Origin of the sequence: Streptomyces lushanensis, from assembly GCF_001700515.1 — a bacterium.
In the GTDB taxonomy this organism is placed as follows: domain Bacteria; phylum Actinomycetota; class Actinomycetes; order Streptomycetales; family Streptomycetaceae; genus Streptomyces; species Streptomyces lushanensis.
On sequence record NZ_MAUD01000539.1, the window covers coordinates 1 to 6,491 of the forward strand.

Below are 6,491 nucleotides of genomic sequence, written 5' to 3' on the forward strand. Positions count from 1 at the left end.
CGAGGCCACGGTCCGCTACACGCCCACCCGCCCACCCCGTCGGCCGACCGCCACCCCTCAACGGGGCGCTACGCGCCCACCCGCCCAACCCGTCGCCCGACCGCCACCCCTCAACGGGGGCGCTACGCGCCCACCCATTCTTCTGTGCCGTCGGAGAACTTCTGGTGTTTCCAGATCGGGACCTCGCGCTTGAGGTCGTCGATCAGCTTCCGGCAGGCCTCGAACGCCTCGGCCCTGTGCGGGCAGGAGACCGCCACCACGACCGCCAGATCTCCGACCTCCAGATCGCCCACTCGGTGGACGGCCGCCAGCGCCCGCACCGGATGGTCGGCGACGATCTTCTCGGCCACGCGCCGCAGCTCCGCCTCCGCGGAGGGATGACAGGAGTAGCCGAGGGTGTCCACATCGGCGCCGCCGTCGTGGTTGCGCACCGTACCGACGAAGAGGGCCGTACCACCCGCGGCGTCGTCCCCGACCGCGCGGAAGACCTCGTCGACGGTGAGGGGGGTGTCGCGGATCGCCAGCAGCCGGAGGGGGTCCTGTCCCGGCTGCTCACCCGGGTGGGAATGCGTGCTCGCCATGGTCCCCATCGTGCCGTACGCCACTGACATCAAGGAACAGCGCGTACGGTCCGTACGGCCGCTCCGGCGGCGGCCCGCGCGGCGGCCCCGTCTCAGCGGCCCCGTCGTGCCTTGCGGGCCCGCCGTACCAGCGCGGCCGTACCGAGCAGCGCCACCGTCGCGCCCGCCGCGCCCGCCGCGGTGGCGTCCTTGCGGCCGAGCCGGCGCCCGACGACGGTGTGCCGGCCCTCCACCTCCTCCAGCAGCGCGGCGAGCACCTCCTCATTGGTCCACCGTGGCCGCCAGCCCGCGTCGTGCAGCCTGCTGACGCTGACCACCCAGGGATGCATCGTGTACGCGAGATCGCCGGCCGGGGAGGGCGTGAGACCGATCCTGTGCAGCCTGGCCGCGGCTCCCAGGGCGACCGCGGACGGCAGCTCCATCCGGCGGATGCCGCTCAGCTCCTCGACCTCCTCCTGCTCCAGCCAGCCGTCGCAGCCCACGGCGAACTCCCCGTCGGCCTTTTCGAGCGCCGCGTACTCCAGGGCGCTCACCAGGTCCTCGACATGGCAGAACTGCCAGGTGGGACGGGATCCGGCGACCACGAGCAGCCGCGGCGACTCGAAGTAGCGGGTGAGGGCCGTGTCCGTACCGCCGACCAGGACGGCGGGCCGTACGACCGTCACATTGAGCCCGGGGTGCGCGCGGGGCGCCCGGCGGCCCAGCCGCTCGATCTCCAGCAGATCGCCGACGGCGGTGGCCTCGGCCGTCGCCCTCAGCTCGGCGTCCTCGGAGAGCGGGATGTCGTTGTCGGGCAGCGCGCCGTAGACCATCGCCGAGGTGCACAGGACGACACGGTGGACGCCCGCCGCGGCCGCCGCCGTGAGCACGGTCTGGGTTCCTCGCACGTTGTAGGCCGTTCGAGCGGCGGGATCGGTCTCCAGATCGAGATCGAGCGCCATGTGCACCACCACGTCCGCGCCGCGCAACTTCTCCGCGATGGCGGGATCACGGACGTCCAGGATGTGCCACTGCGCCTCGGAGACCTCACCCCGGCGCTCGTCGATGGCGATGACCTGCTTGATCTCGTCGGAGGCGGCGAGGCGCCGGGTGAGCAGGTCACCGACGCCGGAGGCGGCGCCGGTGACCGCGACGACAGGGCCCCGGGACGGGTGCGTGGTTGAGCGGTTTCGCGCTGCGCGAACCTGCGGATCTGGGGAACTCACCGGGCGTCTCCAGCGGTTGTCTTCAATACGTACGTGAATGACGCGTACGTACCAGGTGACGTCCATCCTGCCGCAGGCCAGAGGCCGACGGAGCACTGAGCCCGGAAGCCGCCCGGGTGTCGCAGCCGTGCCAGGCCGCCGGAGGCGGCCGGACCGAGCGGGCCGAAGGCGGAGTCCGGGTCGTGCGGCCGGGCCCGGCCGACGGCACGCGGCACCGCCCTCGTCCACCCGGTGCCGCTTAGGCTGGGTGGTGTAGTCGGGCAGCCGCCGCCGGCAGAAGCCGGCGGCCCTACGAGCCGAGGAACCCCGTGAGTGACACCCCATTCGGATTCGGCCTTCCGCCGGAGGAGCCGGAGGACGGCGACGGCAAGAAGAAGGACCCTGCCGGAGGTGGTCAGGGTGCCGGTGGTCAGGGCGGTCCCGGCAATCCCTTCGGAAACTTCGGGTTCGGGCTGCCGGGCGGCGCGGGCGGCGGTGACAATCCGTTCGCCGCGATGTTCGGCTCGCTGAACCCCAGCGATCTGGGGGCGGCCTTCCAGCAGCTCGGCCAGATGCTCAGCTATGAGGGCGGTCCCGTCAACTGGGACATGGCCAAGCAGATCGCCCGCCAGACGGTCGCGCAGGGCACGCCGGACGGCACCAAGGACTCCAGCGTCGGCCCCTCGGAGCGCGCCGCGGTGGACGAGGCGGTGCGGCTGGCCGATCTGTGGCTGGACGGTGTGACGTCCCTGCCGTCCGGCGCGAGCACCTCGGTCGCGTGGAGCCGCGCCGAGTGGGTCGAGGCGACACTGCCCGCCTGGCAGCAGCTCGTGGATCCGGTGGCGGAGCGGGTCGGCACCGCCATGGGCGAGGTGCTGCCCGAGGAGATGCAGTCCGTGGCGGGCCCGCTGATCGGGATGATGCGCTCCATGGGCGGCGCCATGTTCGGCCAGCAGATCGGCCAGGCCGTGGGCGTGCTCGCGGGCGAGGTGGTCGGTTCCACGGACATCGGGCTGCCGCTGGGCCCGGCCGGCAAGGCCGCGCTCCTCCCGCTGAACATCGAGGCGTTCAGCAAGGACCTCGGTGTGCCCAAGGACGAGATCCGGCTGTATCTGGCCCTGCGCGAGGCCGCCCACCAGCGGCTCTTCGCCCATGTGCCGTGGCTGCGGTCGCACATGTTCGGCGCGGTCGAGGGCTATGCCCGCGGGATCAAGGTCGACACCACCAAGCTGGAGGACGTGGTCGGCCAGTTCGACCCCACGCACCCCGAGGAGCTTCAGGAAGCGCTCCAGCAGGGCATGTTCCAGCCGGAGGACACCCCGGAGCAGAAGGCCGCCCTGGCCCGTCTCGAAACGGCGCTCGCGCTGGTCGAGGGCTGGGTGGACGCGGTGGTGCACGAGGCGGCGAAGTCGCGGCTCACGGGAGCGGACGCGCTGCGCGAGACGCTGCGCAGGCGCCGTGCCTCCGGTGGCCCCGCCGAGCAGACCTTCGCCACGCTCATCGGCCTTCAGCTCCGGCCGCGCCGGCTGCGCGACGCCGCGCGGCTGTGGGCCTCGCTCACGGACGCGCGCGGGGTCGACGGCCGTGACCGGCTGTGGGAGCACCCGGACATGCTGCCGACGGCTTCGGACCTGGACGACCCGGACGGTTTTGTCCACCACGAGCAGCTGGACTTCTCCGAGCTGGACCGGATGCTCGGCGAGGCAGCGGACGGCCCGGAGACCTCGGGCGCCCCGGGCGACAGGCCGGACGCGCCGGATCTCAAGAAGGAACGCGGGGACGCCAAGAGCGACGAGGACGACACCGACAAGTGAGCCTGCACGACGACGCCGTCCTCGTACTGAAGGGCTACGAAGGCCACCGGGGCCGGTCCGAGGACCAGGAGGAGCTGCGCGGGCTCTATCTGGATCATCTGTCCGCCCATCCGGACGCGATGTGGAAGTCCTGCACGGCGGGTCATCTCACGGCCAGCGCGCTGGTGATCGATCCGGAGCGCGGCCGGGTGCTGCTGACCTTGCACAGGAAGCTCGGTATGTGGCTCCAGATGGGCGGTCACTGCGAGCCCGGTGACGACACCCTGGAGCGCGCCGCGCTCCGGGAGGCCATGGAGGAGTCCGGGATCCTCGGTCTGCGACCGCTGGACGGCGGTCCCGTCCAGCTCGACCGGCACGCCATTCCGGCCCCGTGCCACTGGCATCTCGACGTCCAGTACGCGGCGCTGGCCCCGGCCGGGGCGGTCGAGCGGATCAGCGAGGAGTCGCTGGACCTGCGCTGGTTCTCCTACGAGGAGGCGGCGGAGGTGGCCGACGGCTCGGTCGTACGGCTGGTGGAACGGACGCGCGCCGCGCTGGACGGCCGCCGGTCCTAGGCACCGGCACTTCCGGACAACGGCCTTTCCGGAGAACAGCCGCGAAGGAGGCGGCCTCCCTCAGGAGGCCGCCTCCTTTCCGTTCGATGCGCGGTGGCCGGTACGCGACGGCGGTTGCGCGGCGGCCCGTACGCGGCGGCCGGAGCGTGATCACCTGCTCCAGGCGTTGCCCTGGTTCTGGCCGTGCGCCCCGTGCTGGCCCACGCCGAACTGCGCGGCCACGCCCTGTCCCAGCTGCGCGTTCTGCGGCGGCATGACCTCACTGGGCTGTACGAGCGCGAAGCCCTGCCCGAGGAAGCTCAGCTCCCAGCCCTCGCCGGTGTTGCCGCGGCGCCTCAGCACCCCGGAGGAGTGCGTCTGCGCCTGCATCTGGACCCGCAGCGAGGAGGACCAGGCGACGATCGCGTCGGCGTCGGCGTTGACGTACTTGTCCGGCGTGATCTGGAGCATCAGCGGCTGGCCCGAGGTCATCAGCGCGACCCTGCCCCGGCCGGAGATGTTGAGCTGGTACTTGCCGGAGCCGGAGATGCCGTACTGGCTGTCCACCGCGATGACCTCGGTGTGCAGGGAGGAGTCGAGCGCCAGCACATAGGCGCTGTCGACCGTGATCCCTTCCTGCTCGACCTCCACCACATGGATGTACTGGGCGAGATTGGCCAGATAGACCGTGCCCTGCCCGGAGCAGCGCATCAGATCGAGGCCCTCGCCGGTGCGGCCACGGGCCTGCCGCCGGCCGTGCGACTGGTACTCACCGTCGAAGTCGATCAGCCCCTGGTAGGCGACCATCGCGCCCTTGCGGGCGAGGACATCGTCCTGGCCGGTGAGCGCCACCCGCAGGAGCTGCGGGTTCTGCACCGCGTACCGGTCCTGGGACTGCTGTTCCGTATGGGCGAAAAGCGGACTCTGCATGGTGTGTTCTCGCTCCTCTCAGCCCTGGATCCGCAGACGGTCGGTGCTGTCCTCGCTGGGCTGTACGACGACGATGCCCTGGCCGGAGAAGGCCATCTGGAAGGCCTCTCCGCTGCCCCGCCCAATGAGCGCCGAGGCCTTCAGGCTGCGCTTGCCCTTCACCTTGAGGGCCGGGGACCAGGCGACGAGGGCGTCCGGGTCGACATAGGTCTCGTCCTCGCCACGGCCGCAGTCGACGACGATCGGGGTGCCGCGCGAGGTCAGGGCGACCCAGCCGGTCCCGGAGATCCGTACGTTCCACAGCCCTTGCCCGGCGAACTTCGCCAGGCCCTTCACCCGCTCGACGCCCCACTGGAGATGCGCGTCGAAGGCCAGCAGATTGGTGCCGTTGACCGAGAGGGCGTCGTTGTCGAGGTTGATGACGACGACATCCGCGCCGTAGTCGGCGAGATAGAGCAGACCGTCTCCGGAGCACTTCATCAGCGGCGTGCCCTCGCCGGTGACCCACTGGGAGGCGATCTGGCGGATGGCGGGCGGATTCGGCTCGTACTGGATGAAGCCTTCGTAGGCGACCATCGAGCCGGTCCGCGCGAAGAGGTCGTGCCCCGAGGCCATGGCGACCTTGAGCAGGGAACGGCCGTGGTTCTCCATCCGGGCCGCGATGGGGGTGGGGGCATAGCCCGCGAGCTGTTGGTTCATGGTCCGGGCTCCCTCAGACCTCGTACGGCTGGACGACGATGAAGTTGCCGGGGGCTCCCCGGAACTGGAGGTTCACGGTCTCTCCGCTGTGACCGGGATACGCGTTGCGGCGCAGCCTGACCTGGCTGGAGATGATCACCTGGGACGCGGCCGACCAGGCCACGACGGCGTTGCAGTCGGCGAAGGTCGTGGGCGTGACGGGCAGGACCACCGGGGTGCCGTGGGTCTTCACGACGACGGTGCCCGTGCCCTGGAAGAGCATGGTGAACAGGGCGCCTCCGGGAATGCCGTGGCCCTCGATGCGGCGGACCTCGTACTGGAGTGACTCGTCGAAGGCGAGGACGTTCTCCGCCGAGACACAGATGCCGTCGCCCTGGAGCTCCACGGGATGCAGATGCGCGCCTTGCTCGGCGAGGAACACCTGACCGCGGCCGGTGCAGCGCATGAGCTGCATCTCCTGGCCGGTGACGCTGCCGACGACACGGCCGGCGAAACCGGCGCTCTTGTAGCTGAAGTCGACCTTGCCCTGATACATCACCATGCTGCCCTGGCGGGCGAGGACCGGAGTGCCGCCCATACCGAGGTCGACCCGCATGAGCTGGCCGTTCTGCGGGGTCCAGCGCTGGCCCGTGGGCAGTTCCTTGTACACCTGAAGGGCGGCCTGGAGACCGGCGCCGCCGGGCGGTACGCCTGGGGGCACGCCCTGAGCGGCGCCGCCCGGAGGCGGACCGGGCGGCTGCCGCTCAGGGC

Annotated in this window: 7 protein-coding genes; 2 read left to right on the plus strand and 5 right to left on the minus strand. The window is 71.3% G+C overall.

Annotated elements, in window-relative coordinates; genetic code table 11:
* Positions 1–122 precede the first annotated feature (122 nt).
* The gene (locus tag BFF77_RS30960) at positions 123–581 is read right to left on the minus strand and encodes a molybdenum cofactor biosynthesis protein MoaE (protein WP_066956700.1); all 459 of its coding nucleotides are present in this window, start codon (positions 579–581) and stop codon (positions 123–125) included.
* A gap of 92 nt (positions 582–673) precedes the next feature.
* Entirely contained in the window at positions 674–1,786 is a 1,113-nt protein-coding gene (locus tag BFF77_RS30965; protein WP_066956684.1) for an SDR family oxidoreductase, read from the minus strand.
* Positions 1,787–2,094: 308 nt separating this feature from the next.
* Here BFF77_RS30965 and BFF77_RS30970 point away from each other — a divergent pair, with 308 nt between their 5' ends.
* Positions 2,095–3,579 (plus strand): zinc-dependent metalloprotease, encoded by a 1,485-nt coding sequence (locus BFF77_RS30970; protein ID WP_066956687.1) that lies wholly within the window; start codon positions 2,095–2,097, stop codon positions 3,577–3,579.
* On the plus strand, positions 3,576–4,133 hold the full coding sequence (locus BFF77_RS30975) for an NUDIX hydrolase (protein ID WP_066956690.1): 558 nt from the start codon (positions 3,576–3,578) through the stop codon (positions 4,131–4,133). The genes BFF77_RS30970 and BFF77_RS30975 overlap by 4 nt, the downstream gene beginning before the upstream one ends.
* 150 nt (positions 4,134–4,283) lie before the next feature.
* Here BFF77_RS30975 and BFF77_RS30980 read toward each other — a convergent pair whose 3' ends face one another.
* From BFF77_RS30980 to BFF77_RS30990, 3 genes are all read right to left on the minus strand, one after another.
* Positions 4,284–5,042 carry an AIM24 family protein gene (locus BFF77_RS30980; protein WP_066956693.1) on the minus strand — a complete coding sequence of 253 codons (759 nt, stop codon included), beginning with the start codon at positions 5,040–5,042 and terminating at the stop codon, positions 4,284–4,286.
* An 18-nt stretch (positions 5,043–5,060) separates the two neighbouring features.
* Entirely contained in the window at positions 5,061–5,741 is a 681-nt protein-coding gene (locus BFF77_RS30985) for an AIM24 family protein (RefSeq protein ID WP_066956697.1), read from the minus strand.
* A 13-nt stretch (positions 5,742–5,754) separates the two neighbouring features.
* Positions 5,755–6,491, minus strand: a 737-nt coding sequence (locus BFF77_RS30990) for an AIM24 family protein (protein ID WP_141698581.1), incomplete at its 5' end; no start/stop codon positions are given.